This window comes from Streptomyces sulfonofaciens (assembly GCF_014656295.1).
Taxonomy (GTDB): Bacteria; Actinomycetota; Actinomycetes; order Streptomycetales; family Streptomycetaceae; genus Streptomyces; species Streptomyces sulfonofaciens.
The window spans coordinates 1-17,694 of record NZ_BNCD01000035.1 but is presented as its reverse complement, the minus strand read 5'-3'; the positions used below and the strand labels follow the sequence as shown (position 1 = coordinate 17,694).

At 68.8% G+C, this 17,694-nt stretch carries 17 protein-coding genes; 14 read left to right on the top strand and 3 right to left on the bottom strand.

What is annotated here, in order from left to right; all coding sequences use genetic code 11:
* The first annotated feature begins 123 nt into the window (after positions 1-123).
* From speB to IE313_RS32880, 4 genes are all read left to right on the top strand, one after another.
* Entirely contained in the window at positions 124-1,116 is a 993-nt protein-coding gene (gene speB / locus IE313_RS32895) for an agmatinase (protein ID WP_189938756.1), read from the top strand.
* A 9-nt stretch (positions 1,117-1,125) separates the two neighbouring features.
* Positions 1,126-2,574, top strand: coding sequence for a purine-cytosine permease family protein (locus IE313_RS32890; protein ID WP_189938754.1), 1,449 nt, complete (start codon positions 1,126-1,128; stop codon positions 2,572-2,574).
* Positions 2,571-3,443, top strand: coding sequence for a nitrilase family protein (locus tag IE313_RS32885; RefSeq protein WP_189938752.1), 873 nt, complete (start codon positions 2,571-2,573; stop codon positions 3,441-3,443). The genes IE313_RS32890 and IE313_RS32885 overlap by 4 nt, the downstream gene beginning before the upstream one ends.
* A 104-nt stretch (positions 3,444-3,547) precedes the next feature.
* Positions 3,548-3,820: a hypothetical protein gene (locus IE313_RS32880; RefSeq protein ID WP_373317114.1), complete on the top strand. Its 273-nt coding sequence runs from the start codon at positions 3,548-3,550 to the stop codon at positions 3,818-3,820.
* Between the two features lie 663 nt (positions 3,821-4,483).
* Here the strand turns inward: IE313_RS32880 and IE313_RS32875 are convergent.
* A complete protein-coding gene (locus IE313_RS32875; protein WP_189938750.1) occupies positions 4,484-5,308 on the bottom strand; it encodes an IclR family transcriptional regulator in 825 nt (274 codons plus the stop codon).
* Between the two features lie 140 nt (positions 5,309-5,448).
* On the opposite strand from IE313_RS32875, the gene IE313_RS32870 reads away from it, so the two are divergent.
* From IE313_RS32870 to IE313_RS32825, 10 genes are all read left to right on the top strand, one after another.
* Positions 5,449-6,312: a sugar phosphate isomerase/epimerase family protein gene (locus IE313_RS32870; RefSeq protein WP_308439246.1), complete on the top strand. Its 864-nt coding sequence runs from the start codon at positions 5,449-5,451 to the stop codon at positions 6,310-6,312.
* On the top strand, positions 6,309-6,815 hold the full coding sequence (locus IE313_RS32865) for a MaoC/PaaZ C-terminal domain-containing protein (RefSeq protein WP_189938747.1): 507 nt from the start codon (positions 6,309-6,311) through the stop codon (positions 6,813-6,815). The genes IE313_RS32870 and IE313_RS32865 overlap by 4 nt, the downstream gene beginning before the upstream one ends.
* Positions 6,815-7,579, top strand: a complete 765-nt coding sequence (locus IE313_RS32860; protein ID WP_189938745.1) for an SDR family NAD(P)-dependent oxidoreductase — start codon at positions 6,815-6,817, stop codon at positions 7,577-7,579. Before IE313_RS32865 ends, IE313_RS32860 begins: the two co-directional genes overlap by 1 nt.
* Complete coding sequence (locus tag IE313_RS32855; RefSeq protein WP_189938742.1) at positions 7,576-9,195, top strand: acyl CoA:acetate/3-ketoacid CoA transferase; 1,620 nt, start codon at positions 7,576-7,578, stop codon at positions 9,193-9,195. Before IE313_RS32860 ends, IE313_RS32855 begins: the two co-directional genes overlap by 4 nt.
* Positions 9,192-10,448, top strand: a complete 1,257-nt coding sequence (locus IE313_RS32850) for a CaiB/BaiF CoA transferase family protein (RefSeq protein ID WP_189938740.1) — start codon at positions 9,192-9,194, stop codon at positions 10,446-10,448. The genes IE313_RS32855 and IE313_RS32850 overlap by 4 nt, the downstream gene beginning before the upstream one ends.
* 39 nt (positions 10,449-10,487) lie before the next feature.
* A complete protein-coding gene (locus IE313_RS32845; RefSeq protein ID WP_189938739.1) occupies positions 10,488-11,663 on the top strand; it encodes a DUF993 family protein in 1,176 nt (391 codons plus the stop codon).
* Positions 11,664-11,707: 44 nt separating this feature from the next.
* Positions 11,708-13,075: a four-carbon acid sugar kinase family protein gene (locus IE313_RS32840; RefSeq protein ID WP_229925150.1), complete on the top strand. Its 1,368-nt coding sequence runs from the start codon at positions 11,708-11,710 to the stop codon at positions 13,073-13,075.
* A 133-nt stretch (positions 13,076-13,208) separates the two neighbouring features.
* Complete coding sequence (gene denD, locus IE313_RS32835; protein WP_189938737.1) at positions 13,209-14,198, top strand: D-erythronate dehydrogenase; 990 nt, start codon at positions 13,209-13,211, stop codon at positions 14,196-14,198.
* A 40-nt stretch (positions 14,199-14,238) separates the two neighbouring features.
* Complete coding sequence (locus tag IE313_RS32830) at positions 14,239-15,558, top strand: MFS transporter (RefSeq protein WP_189938736.1); 1,320 nt, start codon at positions 14,239-14,241, stop codon at positions 15,556-15,558.
* A gap of 407 nt (positions 15,559-15,965) precedes the next feature.
* Positions 15,966-16,793 carry a class II fructose-bisphosphate aldolase gene (locus tag IE313_RS32825; protein WP_189938735.1) on the top strand — a complete coding sequence of 276 codons (828 nt, stop codon included), beginning with the start codon at positions 15,966-15,968 and terminating at the stop codon, positions 16,791-16,793.
* 105 nt (positions 16,794-16,898) lie between these two features.
* Here the strand turns inward: IE313_RS32825 and IE313_RS32820 are convergent, their stop codons facing one another.
* Together IE313_RS32820 and IE313_RS32815 are read right to left on the bottom strand one after the other, a co-directional pair.
* Positions 16,899-17,288, bottom strand: a complete 390-nt coding sequence (locus tag IE313_RS32820; protein WP_229925149.1) for a hypothetical protein — start codon at positions 17,286-17,288, stop codon at positions 16,899-16,901.
* Positions 17,285-17,434: a hypothetical protein gene (locus tag IE313_RS32815; protein ID WP_229925148.1), complete on the bottom strand. Its 150-nt coding sequence runs from the start codon at positions 17,432-17,434 to the stop codon at positions 17,285-17,287. Before IE313_RS32815 ends, IE313_RS32820 begins: the two co-directional genes overlap by 4 nt.
* Positions 17,435-17,694 lie beyond the last annotated feature (260 nt).

Sequence of the window (17,694 nt, the reverse complement as noted above, 5' to 3'; positions counted from 1 at the left end):
GCTCCCGGACAGCCCTTGACAGGGCGGTCACTCAGAGCAAACACTACCCGGAATGCAAGTTGCCTAATAGGAATCTGTTGTTGTGTATAGGTAACCTTCGCCTGGAACGGATCCGAGGTCCCGATGAACTCAGCCGAACCCCCGCAGTCCCCGATCGGCCCCCCGGACGCAAGTCTGACCCCCCGCTACGCGGGGATCGCGACGTTCGCCCGGCTGCCCTGCCTGGAAGACGTCCCGCGTGCCGACATCGCCGTCGTCGGTGTGCCCTTCGACAGCGGGGTGAGCTACCGGCCCGGCGCCCGTTTCGGGCCTGCGCACATCCGTGAGGCGTCCCGGCTGCTGCGGCCCTACAACCCGGCGCAGGACGTGGAACCCTTCGCCGCCCAGCAGGTCGCCGACGCGGGTGACATCTCCGCCAACCCGTTCAGCCTCGACGAGGCGGTCACCCGGATCCAGACCGCCGCCGAGGAACTGACCGCGGATGGTACCCGGCTGTTGACCCTCGGTGGCGACCACACCATCGCCCTGCCGCTGCTGCGCGCCGCCGCCCGGCGGCACGGCCCGCTCGCCGTGCTCCACTTCGACGCCCACCTCGACACCTGGGACACCTACTTCGGTGCCCCCGTCACGCACGGCACGCCCTTCCGCCGTGCGTCCGAGGAAGGACTCATCGACCTCACCACAAGCCTGCACGTGGGAACCCGGGGTCCGCTGTACTCTCGGCAGGACCTGCGGGACGACGAACGCCTCGGGTTCGCCGTGATCTCCAGCCCGGAGATCGAGACCGAGGGCCTGCCCCGGGCGATCGAGCGTATGCTCGCCCGCCTCGGGGAGCGGCCCGTGTACCTGTCCATCGACATCGACGTACTCGACCCGGCGCACGCCCCCGGCACCGGAACCCCCGAAGCGGGCGGGATGACCAGCCGCGAACTGCTCGCGATGATCCGCGCCCTGCGCGGGACGCGTCTGGTGGGCGCCGACGTGGTCGAGGTGGCCCCCGCCTACGACCACGCTCAGATGACCGCCGTCGCCGCCGCCCACACCGCCTACGAGATCCTCTCGGCGATGACGCCCGACCACCTGCCTGTGCCGGACGACCGGCCCCGCGAACGATAGGGGAAGGCGATGACCTCCTCGGACACTGCGACGCAGCCCGACTCGGCGATCGAGCAGCACTCGATCGACTACGTGCCGGCCGCTGAACGACACGGCAAGGTCTGGCACCAGGGACCGTTCTGGTTCACCGGCAACTTCGTCCTGCCGACGATGGTCGCCGGTTTCGTCGGCGCGGCCATGGGGTTGAGCGTCTGGTACAGCGTGCTGGCCATTGTGCTCGGTGTGTGCGTCGGAACGTTCTTCATGGCCTTCCACGCCAACCAGGGCCCCCGGATGGGCCTGCCCCAGATGATCCAGTCCCGTGCGCAGTTCGGCAGCCGCGGTTCCGCGGTGCCGTTCGCCGCGACCGTCTTCGTCTACGTGGGCTTCCTGGTCTTCGACACGGTCCTCGCCGCGCAGGGCCTTGGATTGTGGCTCCCCGACGGCAAGCTCTTCTGGTACCCGCTTCTGATCGCCCTCTCCATCGTCATCGCGGTCGTGGGCCACGACCTGCTCCACTTCGTCCAGCGTTGGCTGACGTACCTGCTGGTCGTCGTCTTCGCCGTCCTCACCGTGGTCGCGGTCGTCCACTTCGGCTCCCACGCCACCCCCGCCCATGTGCCCGCCGCCACGGCGGGGTGGAACCTGACGGCCTTCCTGGTGCAGTTCTCCCTCGCCGCCGGGTACAACATCAGCTACGCCGTCTACGTCTCCGACTACACCCGCTACCTGCCGGCGAAGGTGCCCGCAAGGGGCCTGATAGGCGCGGTGTACTCGGGCGCCGCGTTCTCCGCCGTGTGGCTGATGTCGCTCGGTGCTATCCTCGCCAGCCACCTGCCCGACCCCGACCCGATCCTCGCCCTGCGCGACGTCGGCGACCTGCTCTTCCCCGGCTTCGGTGTGATCGCCGTCATGGCCTCGGTGCTCGCGCTGGTCTCGATCATGGGGGTCAACGCCTACGGTGCGATGCTCACCGGTGCCAGCGCACTGGACGGGTTCCGCGGTGTGCGCCCCACCGTGCGGCTGCGCGTCGTCGGACTCGTCGTGGTCGGCCTGGTGTCCCTGGTGGTCGCCCTGCTGATCCCGGACGACTACATCGGCAGCTTCAACAACTTCGTGCTGATGATGCTGTACTTCCTCGTGCCGTGGACCGCGGTGAACCTGGTCGACTTCTACCTCGTGCGCCGGGGGAAGTACGCCATCGCCGAGGTCCTGAAACCGGACGGCATCTACGGACGCTGGGCGTGGCGGGGCGTCACCGCCTACGTCGTCGGGTTCGTTGCGATGATTCCCTTCTTCTCCACGAGCTTCTACGCCGGTCCGGTGGCCGATGCCCTCGGTGGTGCGGACTTCTCGTTCGTCGTCGGCCTGATCGTCTCCGGCGTGCTCTACCTGCTGTTCTCCCGGACCCTGGACCATGAGGCGGAAGCCGAGGCCCGGGTGGTGAGCGAGGTGGAACTGGAGGGATCCGTCCGATGAGCAGGCAGCCGTCCCACCAGGCCGCCCGGAAAGGCGGGGTAACCGTCGCGGTCTGCCAGATCGCCCCCCGGATCGGCGACATCGAAGGGAACCGACTGCGGATCCGCACAGCGGTCGAGACGGCGGCCCAGCGCGGCGCCCACGTCGTGGTCCTGCCGGAACTGGCCGGCACCGGCTACGTCTTCACCGACGCCCAGGAACTGCGAGCCATGGCTCAGCCGCCGGACGGTGACACGATCAAGGAGTGGGAGGCGCTCGCCGCCCGCCACAACCTGGTCATCGTCGGCGGCTTCGCCGAACGCGGCGACGACGGGCACCTCTACAACTCTGCCGCCCTCGCCGATCCGACCGGGCTGCGCGCCACCTACCGCAAGGCTCACCTGTGGAACGGCGAGAAGACCTGGGGCTTCTCCAGCGGTGACGGGCCCCCGCCGGTCGTCGACACCCTGTACGGCCGCATCGGGTTCATGGTCTGCTACGACCTGGAGTTCCCCGAATGGGTGCGGCTCGCGGCCCTGGACGGCGCGGAGCTGCTGTGCGGACCCGTCAACTGGCCGCTGTACCCGCGGCCCAAGGGCGAGCGACCGGCTGAGATCGTCCGTGTGCAGGCCGGCGCCTCCGTCAACCGCATGTTCATCGCGGTCGCCGACCGGACCGGCGTCGAACGGGGACAGGACTGGCTCGGCGGCAGCGTGGTCGTGGACGCCGACGGCTACCCCGTGACCCCGCTGAAACTCGGCGAGGAAGCGGTCCTCACCGCCACCCTCGACCTCTCCGAGGCACGGAACAAGGCCATCAGCGAGCTCAACGACGTCCACGCGGACCGGCGCCCCACGCTGTACGGACACTCCTCACGGGACGGATCGTGACCACCTCCGTCGCCCTCGTCCAGCAGCCGCCGGCGAACAAAGTCGTTCGGCGTTGACCGACGGCTCACGTAGGGTGCCCAGGTCATCGAGGTGGAGGGCGGGACGTGGGCGTGGCACCCCAGCGCGTGACACGGGATCAGTTGGCGGCTGCGGCGCAGGCGGCGCTGGGCGGCGGGCGACGGCTGGAGGCGGTCGAGCGGCTTCCGGGCGGCACCACGAAAGGCGTCTACCGGCTGACGATGGACGACGCCATGACGGCGATCGCCTACCTGTGGGAGGACACCGAGAACTACTGGCCGATCACCGAGCACGATGGCGACCTCGCCGACCCGTTCTCGCCCGGCGGTTCATGCGAGGAATCGCCGAGCATCACCTGAACGAGGCGCTGGCGCTGGTCACGGCGAGTTGAAGAGGCGAGTACCCGGTGGTCGGTCTCGTGTGTGAGGCGCCGTGGATCTGGTTGTCCCGGCCTGGTGCGACGAGTGGTCCAGTTGGGGGCGCGTCTCTCGGTTCGTGGCCGAGGCCGGGAGCGGTCGCCAGTTGACGGGGACGCTGCGTATGACCAAGGCGCGGTCGAGGACGGCGCTTCCCGGCGGGGGCCGGCCCGGGTCGCCGAAGAAAGAAGACGCGGGGGAGTGGGCACTGTCGTGTGATCTTGAAATGGGTGGCACGCGCCCTCTACGAACGATTGGACCGACTGCCAACACCCCTCGGCGGGCCGACCACGGATTCGTCCGACATCCGCCGAATACGAGACCAACCACTACCGCACGACACCGAAACCCCAGGTCACAGCCACAACCTGAAGTCTCTGCCGAACCCGGAACGGTTCAAGGAAATGGCAAGGTCGACGGGAGGCCGGTGGTCGTAGTCATGGACGACGCGCCGGTGAAGCATCAGCGAACTGTTCGCTTGTTCCACCGCCCACGGTTTCGGCTGTGCCTTTGCCCTGCTCGCCCGGGCAGTGGCGGACGACCTTGACGTCGATGTCCAGCAGGGCGCCGTGGATGACGACAGGGGTCGGGCACTGAAGGCGAGTGCTATCGGCTGAAGGAGAGTGAGGACGCTCGCCCATTCCGGGACTGCAGCTCGGTCGACAAGCTTCCGGAGATGCCGGAGAGTTCTGCAGCCGTGGCCATGAGGGCGGGGGCCAGTTCTTCCATGCGGTCGTCGGTGAGCTGGAGGCTGGGGCCTGCGATGCTCACCACGCCTAGGGCCTTGCCGGTATCGGGGTTGCTCAGTGGGGCGGCCATTGCGGAGATGCCGTCTTCGAAGCTGTTGTGTACACGCGCCCAGCCCCTCTTGCGGGCCTCGTGTATCCGCGACTGCACCTCGACCAGAGTTTTGGGGACGTTCTGGCCGATGGGGTGCCTGTCGTCGGGCTCCTGCCGGGCAACCAGCCGCAGAGCCTGTTCGTCTTGCAGGCAGGACAGCCAGGCCAGACCACTGGCCGTCGAGGCGAAGGGGATCTCCGATCCGTGGTCGGGATCGGGTTCGTAGCGCAGACCAGCTTTGGCGCCCTGGGATTTGGCGACCCACAGAAGTTGTTCACCGTCCACGAGACCGAGGCGGACCAACTGGCCTGACTCGTTCGCGAGCTTGGACAGCACGGGGAGGGCCAGCTCGAAGACGGTGCTGCTGGCGAGGTGGCGCAGGCCGAGACTGGCGATCCGCAGGGTCAGGGCGTAGTTGCCCGACTCCATCTGCTGTACGAAGCCCTCTTCGGTGAGTGTCGTGAGGATGCGATGCGCCGCGCTCTTCGGCAGGTCGACCTCCTCCGCGATGCGTGACAGCGGCAGGCCGTCGGGGGCGCCGACCAGCCGCTGCAGAACGGCGAGGCCCCGCGACAACATTCCTGTGGCCATGCCCCCCTGCTCTCCGCCGGACGAGTGGTCCGGCCATCGTAGCGAGCGCTGCCCGGTACCTCGCTCGTCATGCCGTCGTAACGCGTTGACAATCTACCAGAACGGTGTTCCACTCTGGAAAACTTTTCCAGGGGTGCTGGATGGCGCGATGTGGCGAGAGCGGAGGTGCCGGGATGTGCGCCGATCATGGGAGTCGTCCGCGGACGGTTCTTAGCCAGGGCAGCTTTCTGCACCTGCCTACCGGCAAGTTCGTTTCCGCTGCGGCGGAAGCCGGCTTCGATGCCGTGACGCTGTGGCGGCATGCACCGACCTTCGGGGACGCAGGCGACGCTGCAGCCGCCGCGCGGGCGGCCGGCATCAGGGTCGAGGCGGTCTGCCGGGGAGGCTACGTGACCGCGGCCGGCAAGAAGGAGACCCTGCGCGCTCTTGCGGACGCCGCCGTTCTCGGAGCGTCCCAGATGGTGGTCATCGCCGGTCCTCCGAGTCCGGGTGATCCCCGGGCCGCTGCTGCGGACCTGAGCCGCGCGCTGGAGCAGGTACTTCCCGCCGCGGAACGCGCCGGGATCGCGCTGGCCCTGGAGCCGTTCCACCCGATGTTCGCCGCAGACCGCTCGTGGCTGGTCACGCTGGGCCAGGCCGTGGATATCGCGGACGCCTTCGACTCGCCGTTCCTCGGGATCACCGTCGACAGCTACCACCTATGGTGGGATCCGGCTCTCGCGACCGGGCTGCACCGGGCGGGGGACCGTATCACCGGGGTCCAGATCGCCGACTGGACGACCCCGGGCGGGGACGTCCTCCCCTCTCGCGGGATGCCCGGCGAGGGTGTGATCCCCCTGCGGGAGTTCCTCCGCCTCGTCACCACGGCTGGCTACACCGGCCCGGTGGAGATCGAGGTACTCAGCGACCGGTTCCGCGCGCTGCCGCCCCTGGACGCGGCCCGCGCACTCAAGACCGCCCTCGACAGGACTACCGCCGACGTCATGGAAGGAAGCCAGGCATGAGCAAGGAGTTGCCCCGCCAGGGGCTGCTGTACGAGGACTTGTCGGTGGGGCTCTCGTTCCGCAGTCCCGGCAGGACGATCACGGACGCCGACGTGATCGGGTTCGCCGCACTGACGGGCGACTTCTCCGAAGTGCACACCAGCGACGTGTACGCCAAGGCCAGCCAGTTCGGACGGCGGATCGCGCACGGCATGCTGGGCCTGGCCTACGCGCACGGGCTGATGTGGCCGCGTACCGAGATGCTGCGGCACACCGCGATCGCCTTCCTCGGCATCAAGGACTGGCGCTTCGTCGCGCCGATCTTCCTGGGCGACACGATCTTCGTGAACTACTCGGTCGCCGAGATGCGCGACAGCCGGTCCAAGCCGGACCAGGCGATCGTGACGTTCGACGTCGAAGTGGTGGACCAGGACGGCCGCCTGTGCCAGAAGGGACAGAAGGTGGAGCTGCTGTCCAAGGTGCCCCTGGGCGGGGTCGCCGCGAGCGAGAAGGACGACGGCTGATGGCGGCGCGGTTCGCCGGCAAGCGGGCCCTGGTCACGGGAGGCGCCAGGGGTATCGGGCGGGCGGTGGTGGGGCGCCTCGCGGCCGAAGGCGCCGAGGTCGTGGTCGCCGACCTGGACGCCGCCCAGGCCGCGGCGGTGGCGGCCGGGCTGCGGGACGAAGGACACAGCGCCGAACCCCTGCCCCTCGACGTGGGGGACCCCACCGCGTTCGAGCGTGCGGGTGAGCGGTGCGGAACCCTGGACATCGTCGTGGCGAACGCGGGGATCCAGACCTTCGCGCCGGCCAGCGAACTCGGCGCCTCCGACTGGGACCGGGTTGTGGACATCAACGCCCGTGGCACCCTCCTCACCCTGCAGCTGGCGGCACGTCATCTCGCCGAGGGAGGAACCGCGATCACCATAGCGTCCATCCAGGCACTGCTGCCCAATGCGCTGTCCGCCAACTACGCGGCGTCCAAGGCAGCGGTGCTGAGCCTGACGAAGTCCTTCGCCGCCGAACTGGCACCGCGCGGGATCCGGGTGAACGCGGTGGCGCCGGGCCGCATCGACACCGGTCTCTCGGACTACGCGAGCAGCGAGGTCGGCAGGATCACCCGGCAGGACGCCGCGGAGACCCTGGAGCGCCGCCTGGCGGCCAATCCGCTCGGCCGCATCGGGCGGCCCGAGGAGGTCGCGGCAGTCGTAGCGTTCCTCGCCTCGGACGACGCGTCGTACATCACCGGCGAGTGCGTCAACGTGTGCGGCGGGGACGTGATGGCATGATTCCCGTCGAAGCCGCCCCCTCGGGGCGGGCCACCCACAACCTGCTTCTGACACCCGGCGTGGCTGCGGGACTCATCCGCGATGGCGCGACCGTGGCGGTGGGCGGCACCGGGTCCCTCCTCCAGGTACCCGAGACACTGCTGGCCGCCGTGGAGCAACGCTGGGGACACGATTCCTCTCCCAGGGGCCTGACCGTCGTGCACGTCATGGGCCTCGGCGACCACCAGGGCCGGGGCATCGACCACATCGCCGTTCCCGGGCTGGTCGACCGCTTCATCGGGTCGCACTTCGTGCTCTCCCCCCGGCAGCAGGCGGCCATCGCCGGCAACGAGATCGAGGCGGTGGCGCTGCCCGCCGGCACGATCTCCCTGTTGTACCGGGAGATCGCCGCCCGGCGACCGGGCCTGTTCACCGACATCGGCCTCGACACGTTCGTCGATCCGCGCAGGCAATGGGGACGGATGAACGCCCGGACCAGGACCGGGCTCAGCGAGGTCGTCACGATCCGCGGCGAGGAATGGCTGTTCTACCCCCGGTTCGACATCGACGTCGCACTGCTGCGCGCCAGCGAGGCCGACACCGACGGCAACATCAGCATGGACGACGAGGCGGCCTTCGGGGACAACCTGGCGATCGCCCAGGCGGCGCGCAACAGCGGCGGACTGGTCATCGTCGAGGTGAAGAAGGTGGTGGAGCGCGGGGCGATACCAGCAGGCCGCGTGCGTGTCCCGGCGCCGCTGGTGGACCACGTGGTGGTCACCGACTACCCCAACCAGACACCGATCACCGTCGCCGACCCGCGCCGCACCGGTGTCGCCGCGAACACCCTGACCGAGGTCGAGGCGCTGCCGTTCGACCACCGCAAGGTCGTCGCCCGGCGCGCGGCGTCGGAGCTGCACGACGGTGACCTGGCGAACCTCGGCGTCGGGATGGCCAACGGGATCAGCTATGTGGCACTGGAGGAGGGCTTCCTCGACCGGTTCACCCTCACCGTCGAACAGGGGGTGTTCGGCGGTGTACCGGGTGTCGGGCTGGACTCCGGCACCGCGATCAACCCGTCGGCCATCGTGGACATGCCCAGTCAGTTCGACCTCTACGATGGCGGCGCGCTCGACTTCGCGGGCCTGGCCTTCGCCGAGATCGACCAGCGCGGCAACGTGAACGTCGCCGCCGCGGGCGGCAGGCCGATCGGTCCGGGTGGCTTCATCGACATCAGCCAGAAGGCACGCACCATCGTCTTCTGCGGAACGCTGCGGGGCGGCGGCCTGAAGGTCCAGATGGGCGACGGCAGGCTGGCCATCGAAACAGAGGGCCGCTACCCGAAATTCGTGCGCGAAGCGCAATACGTCAGCTTCAGTGCCGAACGTGCCCACCGCCGCGGACAGCGGGTGCTCTACGTGACCGAGCGAGCGGTCTTCGCACTCACCGCAGAGGGTGTGGAGCTCCTGGAGATCGCTCCCGGCATGGATCTGCGACGCGACGTGCTCGACCGGATGGAGTTCACGCCGCTGATGCGCTCGGCGCCGAAGGTGATGGATCGTCGCCTGTTCCTGCCCGCGAAGGCCGGAATCGGCCCGCGGCCGCGGCGCCCGAAGACAGAGAGGCAGTACACGTGACCGACGCCTACGAGGGCATCCGCGTTCTCGACTTCACCCAGCTCGAACAGGGCCCCTCCGCCACCCAGGTCCTCGCGGACTTCGGCGCCGACGTCATCAAGGTCGAGCGCATCGACGCCGGAGAGATCGGACGGTTCCAGCCCCCCTTCCTCACGGGCGGTTTCAGTCCGCACTGGTCAGCGACCAACCGCAACAAGAAGAGCATCAGCGTCGACGTCAAGTCCGAACAGGGGCGCGAGCTGATCTACGCGCTGGCCGAGGACGCCGACATCGTCGCCAGCAATTTCCGCCCCGGTGTCATGGACCGGCTCGGATTCGGCTGGGAGCAGCTCTCGGCGATCAACCCCCGGATCATCGTCGCCTACGCCTCCGGCTACGGGCTGTCGGGTCCGTACGTCCACCGGCGGGGGCAGGACCTGGCCGCGCAGGCGATCAGCGGCCTGATGGCTCTCACCGGCACCGAGGAGACCGGGCCGGTGCCCACCGGCACGTTCATGATCGACTACCTCGCGTCCATGCAGTTCGCGCAGGGCATGATGATCGCGCTGGCCGCTAGGGAACGCACCGGCCGGGGGCAGGTCGTCGACTCCAACCTGCTGAATGCGGCGATCACCAGCCACCTCCAGGAAGGCACCACCTACCTCAACACCGGCCAGCGCTACCCCCGCCCTACCGCCGGCATCGCACACGCCCACAACACCGCGTTGTACGGCTACTACCAGGCCGGCGACGGACTGTGGTTCACCCTGATCGGGGAGTTCTACGTCGACCAGCAGTGGAAGCGCGCGGCACGGGCCTGCGGACTGCCCCCCGGCGTCGTGGACGACCCGAGGTTCCAGACCCTGGACGGACTGCGGGAACACACCGAAGAGACCCACCGGCTGCTCGCCGAGGCCATCCGCGGGTATCCGCGCCAGGACATCATGGCCCGCTTCGAGGCCGAAGACGTGCTCGTGGCACCCGTCCACGACTACGACGCGGTGTTCGATGACCCGCAGGTCCGGCACAACGGACTCGTCATCGAGGGCGAGGTCCACGGCGTGGGCTCCGTGAAATGGGTCGGAATGCCCATCGCCCTGTCCGACACGCCGGCCCGTCTGCGCCACGTCCCTCCCACCATCGGCCAGCACAACGACGAAGTCCTCACCCGCGCCGGACTGGATGCCGACCGGATCGCCGAACTCAAAGCCGCCGGCGTCGTCGGAAGCGAGCGGGACCGGGAGAAGACAGGCGCACCCGCCGCCTGGTCGTGACCTCCCCCACCACCGCGCACCACAAGGAGAAGTAACACAGTGACAGCCAAGACCTCGACCGGACTCGTCCTGCCCAAGGCGGACGGGGGCACCGTGCAGCACGTCATGCACGAGCCGGTCGACTACCCGCGCCACCCCGCGCCGTTCACCTCCCGGACGGTACTGGCCGCGGCCCACGTCGTCGCCGATGCCCGCGCCGAGTACACCCCCGGAGAAGCGCCGCCCGTCGACTGGGAAGCCACCATCGCCTTCCGGCAGCACCTCTTCAGCTACGGGATCGGCATAGCCGAAGGCATGGACACCTCCGAACGCGGACCGGGCGGCCTGACCTGGCCCCAGGCCCAGGAACTCATCCGCCTGGGGGTGGCGGCCGCCCTCGACGCCGGCGCGGCCGTCGTCGCGGGCGCCGGAACCGACCAACTCACCGCCCCGCGCCCCGAACTCCCCCAGATCGTCGACGCCTACACCGAGCAACTGGAATTCGTCCAGGCACAGGGCAGCGCCGCGGTCATCCGCGCCAGCCACGCACTCGTCTCCGCCGCCCGGTCCGAGGACGACTACCTCTCGGTCTACCGCGACGTACTGGCCAAGACCGACAAGCCCGCCATCGTGCACTGGCTCGGCACCGGGTTCGACCCCACGCTCCACGGCTACTGGGGACACACCGACCCCCTGGCGGCCATGGATGTCGTGGTGCGCATGGCGCAGGAGAACGCCGACCGCATCGACGGCATCAAGTTCAGCCTCCTCGACGAGGAACTGGAGAAGGAGTTCCGCCGCCGCCTGCCCACCGGCGTCAAGGTCTTCACCGGCGACGACTACGGCTACACCGACCTGCTGCTCGGCGACGGCGAACACCACAGCCACGGCCTGCTCGGCGTCCTCGACCCGATCGCCCCGATCGCCTCCGCCGGTTTCACCGCGCTCGACGCCGGGGACGAGCAGGGCTTCGTCACCACGATGAACCGCTCCATCCCCATGGCCGTCAAGATGTTCGAGGCGCCGGCCGACCGGTACAAGGTCGGCACCGTCTTCATCGCATGGCTCTCCGGCCACCAGGACCACTTCCGCATGGTCAGCGGACGCGAAGGCATGCGCTCCCTCCAGCACCTGGCCGACCTGTTCGTCCTCACCGACGAGCTGGGCCTGTTCCCCGATCCGGACCTCGCCGTGCTGCGGATGCGGACGCTGCTCGCCACAGCAGGTATCGAATGAACACCACCCCGCTCCCCCCGCAGGCCCTACCCCCAGTCCGCACGGTGAGCGCCGCACAGGTGCGCCAGGCTCTGGCGGGCGCGCGCCGGGTCGTCTTCCTCGACGACGACCCCACCGGCACGCAGACGGTACGGGATCTGCCCGTCCTGACCCGATGGAGCGTCGAGGACATCCGCTGGGCGCTGCGCCAGGAGACGGCTGGATTCTTCGTCCTGACCAACACCCGCAGCCTCCCGCCGCGGGACGCCGCGAAGCGCAACCGCGAAGTCGTCGAAGCCTGCCTGCAAGCCGCCGAACCCGACGGCACACGGCTCGTCTTCGCCAGCCGGGGCGACTCCACCCTGCGCGGGCACTTCCCCCTGGAGACCGATGTGATCGGCCAGGTGGTCACGGCTCGCACCGGCGCGGTCGACGTGGTCGTACTGGCCCCCGCCTACACCGACGCCGGGCGCGTCACGATCAACGGCGTCCACTGGCTGCGCACGGGCGGCAACCTGCTGCCCGTGGCGGACAGCGAGTTCGCCCGGGACGCCACCTTCGGCTACCGCTCCTCGCGGCTCGCCGACTGGGTGGCCGAGAAGAGTGCGGGCCGCATCCCCGCCGGGCAGGTCACCGAAGTAACGCTCGACGTCATCCGCGACGGCACGACCGAAGACCTCCACGAACGGCTGACGAGGGCCGGCGCAGGGCGCGTCGTCGCCCTGGACGCGGCCGAGGACGACGACCTGCGCGCAGCCGTCCTCGCGATCCTCGCAGCCGAGGACGCCGGAAGGAACTTCGTCTACCGCATCGGACCGTCCTTCGTCAGGGCACGCGTCGGCCAGGAAGCCCACCCGCCACTCGAAGACCCCATACTGAAGGCGCTTGTCCCGCGCGGGGGACACGGCCTGGTCGTCGTCGGATCCCACGTCGCCCTCACCAGCAGGCAACTGGCCAAGCTTGCCGAGCGCCGCCGCCACGTCAGCGTGCAGCTCGACGTACCGACCCTGCTGGACAGCGACCGGGCCGAGAACCACCTCCGGGACGCCGTGGCGACCGCGGCAGCGGCCCTCGCGGACGACCTCGTCGTCCTGAGCACCTCCCGGCACCTGGTCACCGGTGACAACGAGACGTCCAGCCTCGACATCGCGCGCACGGTGAGCGCCGCGCTCACCGAAACAGCCGGCCGTGTCGTCGCGGCGCGCCGTCCCGCGTTCGTGGTGGCGAAGGGGGGGATCACCTCGTCGGACGTGGCCACTGAGTCCCTGGGTATCGACCGGGCCTGGGTCCGCGGCTCCCTCCTGCCGGGAATCGTCTCGCTCTGGGAACCGGTTTCGGGCCCCGCCGTGGGACTGCCCTACGTCGTCTTCGCCGGGAACGTCGGCGACGAGGACTCGCTGGCCGACGTGATCGACCGTCTGGAGGCACCGTGATCCCCGCCGCCTCGTCCGCCCTCGGCCACGAGAGCGCCGCTTCCCCGACCGGTCCGCAATCCCGGTCCCACGTCCGTCGCGACGGACAGACCACCGCCTGCTCCGCCAGGGCCGACGAAGGGATGGTTCCCTGATGAGCAAGACAGTCGCCATCACCGGAGGTGCCGGTTTCCTCGGCTCCCTGCTGGCACGCCGACTGCTCGCGACCCCCGTCGCGCTGGGCGGCGAACCTGCCGCGCCAGTCAGCGAACTCACCCTGATCGACGTCGTCGAGCCGCAGGCCGACTTGGCCCACGACGAGCGGGTCCAGCCCGTCATCGCCGACCTTGAGACCGCGCTGGCCGGCCTGGGCGAGGTGGACGCGGTCTTCCATCTCGCCGGCGTGGTCAGCGGCGCCGCCGAAGCCGACTTCAACCTCGGCATGCGCACCAACGTGGACGGGACACGAGCCCTGCTGGAGTACACCAGGCGGCACCGGATCCCGCCGATCCTGGTCTTCTCCAGCTCACTCGCCGTGTTCGGCAGCGACCCGGCCATCGGACCGATCGGCTGCGTCGACGACGACACCCTGCCCCGTCCACAGTCCAGCTACGGCGTGCAGAAGTTCATCGGCGAGCAGTTCGTCGCCGACTACACCCGCAAGGGCTTCGTCCGCGGCCGTTCCGTACGGCTCATGACGGTCTCCGTACGCCCGGGCAGACCCAACGCCGCAGCCTCCAGTTTCCTGTCCGGCATCATCCGCGAGCCACTCGCCGGCCAGCGCGCCGTGTGCCCCGTCCCACCCGACACCCCCATCGCGCTGTCCTCACCCCGGCGAACCCTGGACGGCATCCTACGGGCGGCCGAGGTCGACGACGCGGCCTGGGGAAGCCGGACCGCGATGAACCTTCCCGCCCTCACCACCACACCACGCGAGATGGCACAAGCCCTCGACCGCGTCGCGGGAAGCGGAACAAGCGACCTGATCGACTGGAGCGACGACCCCGCCGTAGGCGCGATCGTCCGCAGTTGGCCCTCTGTTTTCCGCACCCCCCGCGCGCACCGGCTGGGCCTGGCCGCCGAGCAGTCCTTCGACGACATCATCAGCGCTCACCTCAACGACAACCCCGGAGGCAGACCATGACCGCGACGACAAGCACCCTCCGTACGGACGGAGACATATCATGAGCGTCGACGAACTCAAGGCGTCCTCCGTCCAGACACCCGCCCAAGTGCGGAGGGTCGTCCTCGCGGGCGGCCTCGGAACACTCATCGAGTACTACGACTACGCGCTCTACGGCTACGTCGCCACCATCATCGCCCCGCTGTTCTTCCCCGGGCAGGACCCGGTCGCCTCCCTTCTCTCAGTGCTGCTGGTGTTCGCCCTGTCCTACGTCGTCCGCCCGGTGGGCGGAATCGTCTTCGGATGGGTCGGGGACCGCTTCGGCCGCAAGCGTGCCCTGCTCGTCACCGTGGTGGGTATCGGCCTCGCCAACACCGCGGTCGGCCTCCTGCCCACCTACGCCACGGTCGGCCGACTGGCCCCCGTTCTGCTGCTGATCGTCCGCATCGCTCAGGGATTCTTCGCCGGTGGCGAGGTCGGCGGCTCCGCGACCGTCATCGCGGAAGCAGCGCCCCCCGGCAAGAAAGCCCGCTACGGCGCCCTCACCCCCATGGGCACCAATGCGGGATTCGCCGTCGCCTCAGCCGCCATCGGCATCGTCTCCGGCCTGCTCGCCACCGACCAGCTCAACAGTTGGGGCTGGCGCATCCCCTTCCTCGTCGGGCTGCCCCTCACCGTCCTGTGCTACCTCGCCCGCCGCATGCTGCCGGACATCGACCGCAACGTCACCCTCGGCCGTCACGGCTTCCCCCTGTTGTCCGCACTGCGCTCCTACCCCCGTGCCCTGCTCCAGGCCATCGCCCTGGGCATCGGCGTGCAGGGTGCCGCCTACATCGGATCCACCTTCATCGGCATCTACCTGGTGACCAACCTGCACTACCCGAAGACAGCGGTGTTCTGGATCACCGCAGGGGTCACTCTCGTCGCGGTGGCGCTCATGCCCCTGACCGGTCGGCTCGCCGACCGCATCGGCCCGCTGAAGGTCGCGGCCATCGGCCTCATCGGCTACGCGGCCATCACCTATCCCGGCCTCCTGCTGATGAATGTCGGCAACCTGGGACTCGCAGCCCTGGGCTACGTCCTCATCATGGTCAACATGGCCTTCCTCCAGGTCGCCAGCTACACGCTCACTCCGCAACTCTTCCCCGACAGCGTCCGCTACACCGGCACCGCACTCGCGACGAACCTCTCCGTCCTGATCGCCGGCGGCACCGCGCCCTACATCGCCACCTGGCTCGTGAGCAGGACACACGACCTCCGCTCCCCGTACTACTTCGTCGCCACCACCTGCGTCATCGGCCTGGTCGCGCTCGCCACCTTGTGGCGCAAGTGGCGGCAGAACTTCCTGTTGGCCACGAACACGGCGAACTCCGCCTCCTGACAGCGCGGGACACCGGACCGACACCCGCAGACCTCCTCGACTCCCGGCAGGCCACCCCCTCGAAGGCCCAGACACACCGGCCGTGGCCTGGCCCCTCACCCCCCGGCCAAGCCCCTCCCACCTCGGCAGCCTGCACCTGCCAGAGTCACATCGATATCCATCTCAGCTCACCTCACGCCACGCCTCAGCTCTGCCTGCCCCGCAGGCACACCTCTGCAGAGCATCAACCGGAGAGCCCACCCCGCGAAACCCCGCACGTGGGAACCCGCCCTCGACTCGATCGAGCAGGGCGGCCTCCGGTCCACACCCACCTGAGCCAGGACGACGCCATGGCGCCGACCTCGCGCGCCCCAAGACCCGCAAGCCTCGCGCCCGACCAAGAAACGGACCTGCCAGTGAGAGCGACATTGGACGATCTCCTCCGCCAATGCCCTACCGGCACCCTGGCCCTCCCCGCCTTCACCTGCTACAACCTCGAACAAGCCGTCGCCGTGATCCAGGCTGCCGAGTCCGCAGACCGTGCCCTCTGCCTCCTGCTCGCCGAGAAAGCCTTCCGCGGACGCGCTGGTGAGATGCTCGCCGCGACCCTGGTCACCCTTGCCGACCGGGCCCACGTCCCGACCTGCGTTCAGCTCGACCACGTCGCCGACCTCGAGACCATGCACAAAGCACTGGACATCGGCGTCACCGCCCTCATGGCCGACGGGTCCAAGCTGACGCTGCAGGCAAACACCGAACTCGTCGCCCAGGCGGTAACCCTGGCAGAACGATACGACGCTTCCGTCGAGGCCGAACTCGGACGAATCGAAGGCGACGAAGACCAGGCCACGGGCTCAATGGCAGGGACCATGACCAACCCGGCCCAAGCCGCATCCTTCGTCAAACAGACGGGCGCGCACGCTCTCGCCATAGCCATCGGCAATGTGCACGGCACCTACACCAGCCCACCAATCCTGGACTGGCAACGACTCGACGACATTCGAGCCACAACGTCCACCCACATCACCCTCCATGGCGCATCCGGCCTCAAAGAGGGAGACCTCAAAAAGGCAATCACTCACGGCGTCGTCAAGATCAATATCAACACGGAACTTCGACGCACGTTCTTCGAAACCCTCACCACAGCGACTCCCGTCCATGCAAAAGGCTGGAACCTGCTCGAACTCAGCCATTCTCTGACGACCGCCGTCCGGGAAACAGCCGCAGACCTGCTCAGTGAGGCTTTCTCAGGGTAGATCACTTCCGGATTCCGTTGAGTACGAGGGCGGCGCGGGCGATGTCGCCGATTCGGCTGGGACTGAGGGCGGCGTGTTTGAGTGCGCGCCAGCGCGGAGTCGTGTCTATGGCCGGGTACGCGGCACTGGTCGGCCCGAGGCGGCCACGCGCTGCCATTCGACGTTGAGCTTCGAACCTGTCGTGAGGTCCACCCATATCCAGGGCACTTTGTGCCATTGGCGTATTTCGCCGACAACCAGCTCGATTGTGCTGCCCACCGCCGGTAGGTCTTGGGCGAGTGGGCTCACGCCGGGTTCGCGGCCGCGGCGGATGACGTCCAGCGAGGCACCGACCGGTTCGTATCCGTTGACCGTCGCTGTGATGCCCCACGGCTGGTGGCTGGTGATCGTGGCCTGGACTCGTGCGCCGGCGTGTAGATCGCTGAGCGAGCGGAGGCCGCGGGCGGCCATGATCTCGCGCAGCCTCCAGGGGTAGGTGATCGTCTGGCGGGTCACGGAGTCTCCTTGAGCTGGGCGGTGATGCGGTCCAGTGCGGCGCGGACCGTGCGGGCCCGGTAGTCCGGCGAGATGTGTGTGTAGAGCGAGGTGGTGCTGGCGTGTTCGTGGCCGACTTGCTGCTGGATTATCTTGAGTTGCAGCATCTGCCGACGCCCTGAAGTGGGCTGTTGCGTTGTGGACGTTGTGCTCGACGGACAGGTTGTGGTGATCGTCGGTTCTCTGAGACCGGCTTGATCGTTATCGTGACGAGACAGTAGCTGGCGTCGTTGGGAGAGCAGTTCGCTTGAACCATCGAGCGTCACGCGTCCGGGTCGGCACCTCATGAGGTGAACCGCCCCGGGTTCGGTGGAGAACTCAGACTGTGGTGGTGACCTGGGGTTTTGTGAGTTCGGTGTAGTAGTTG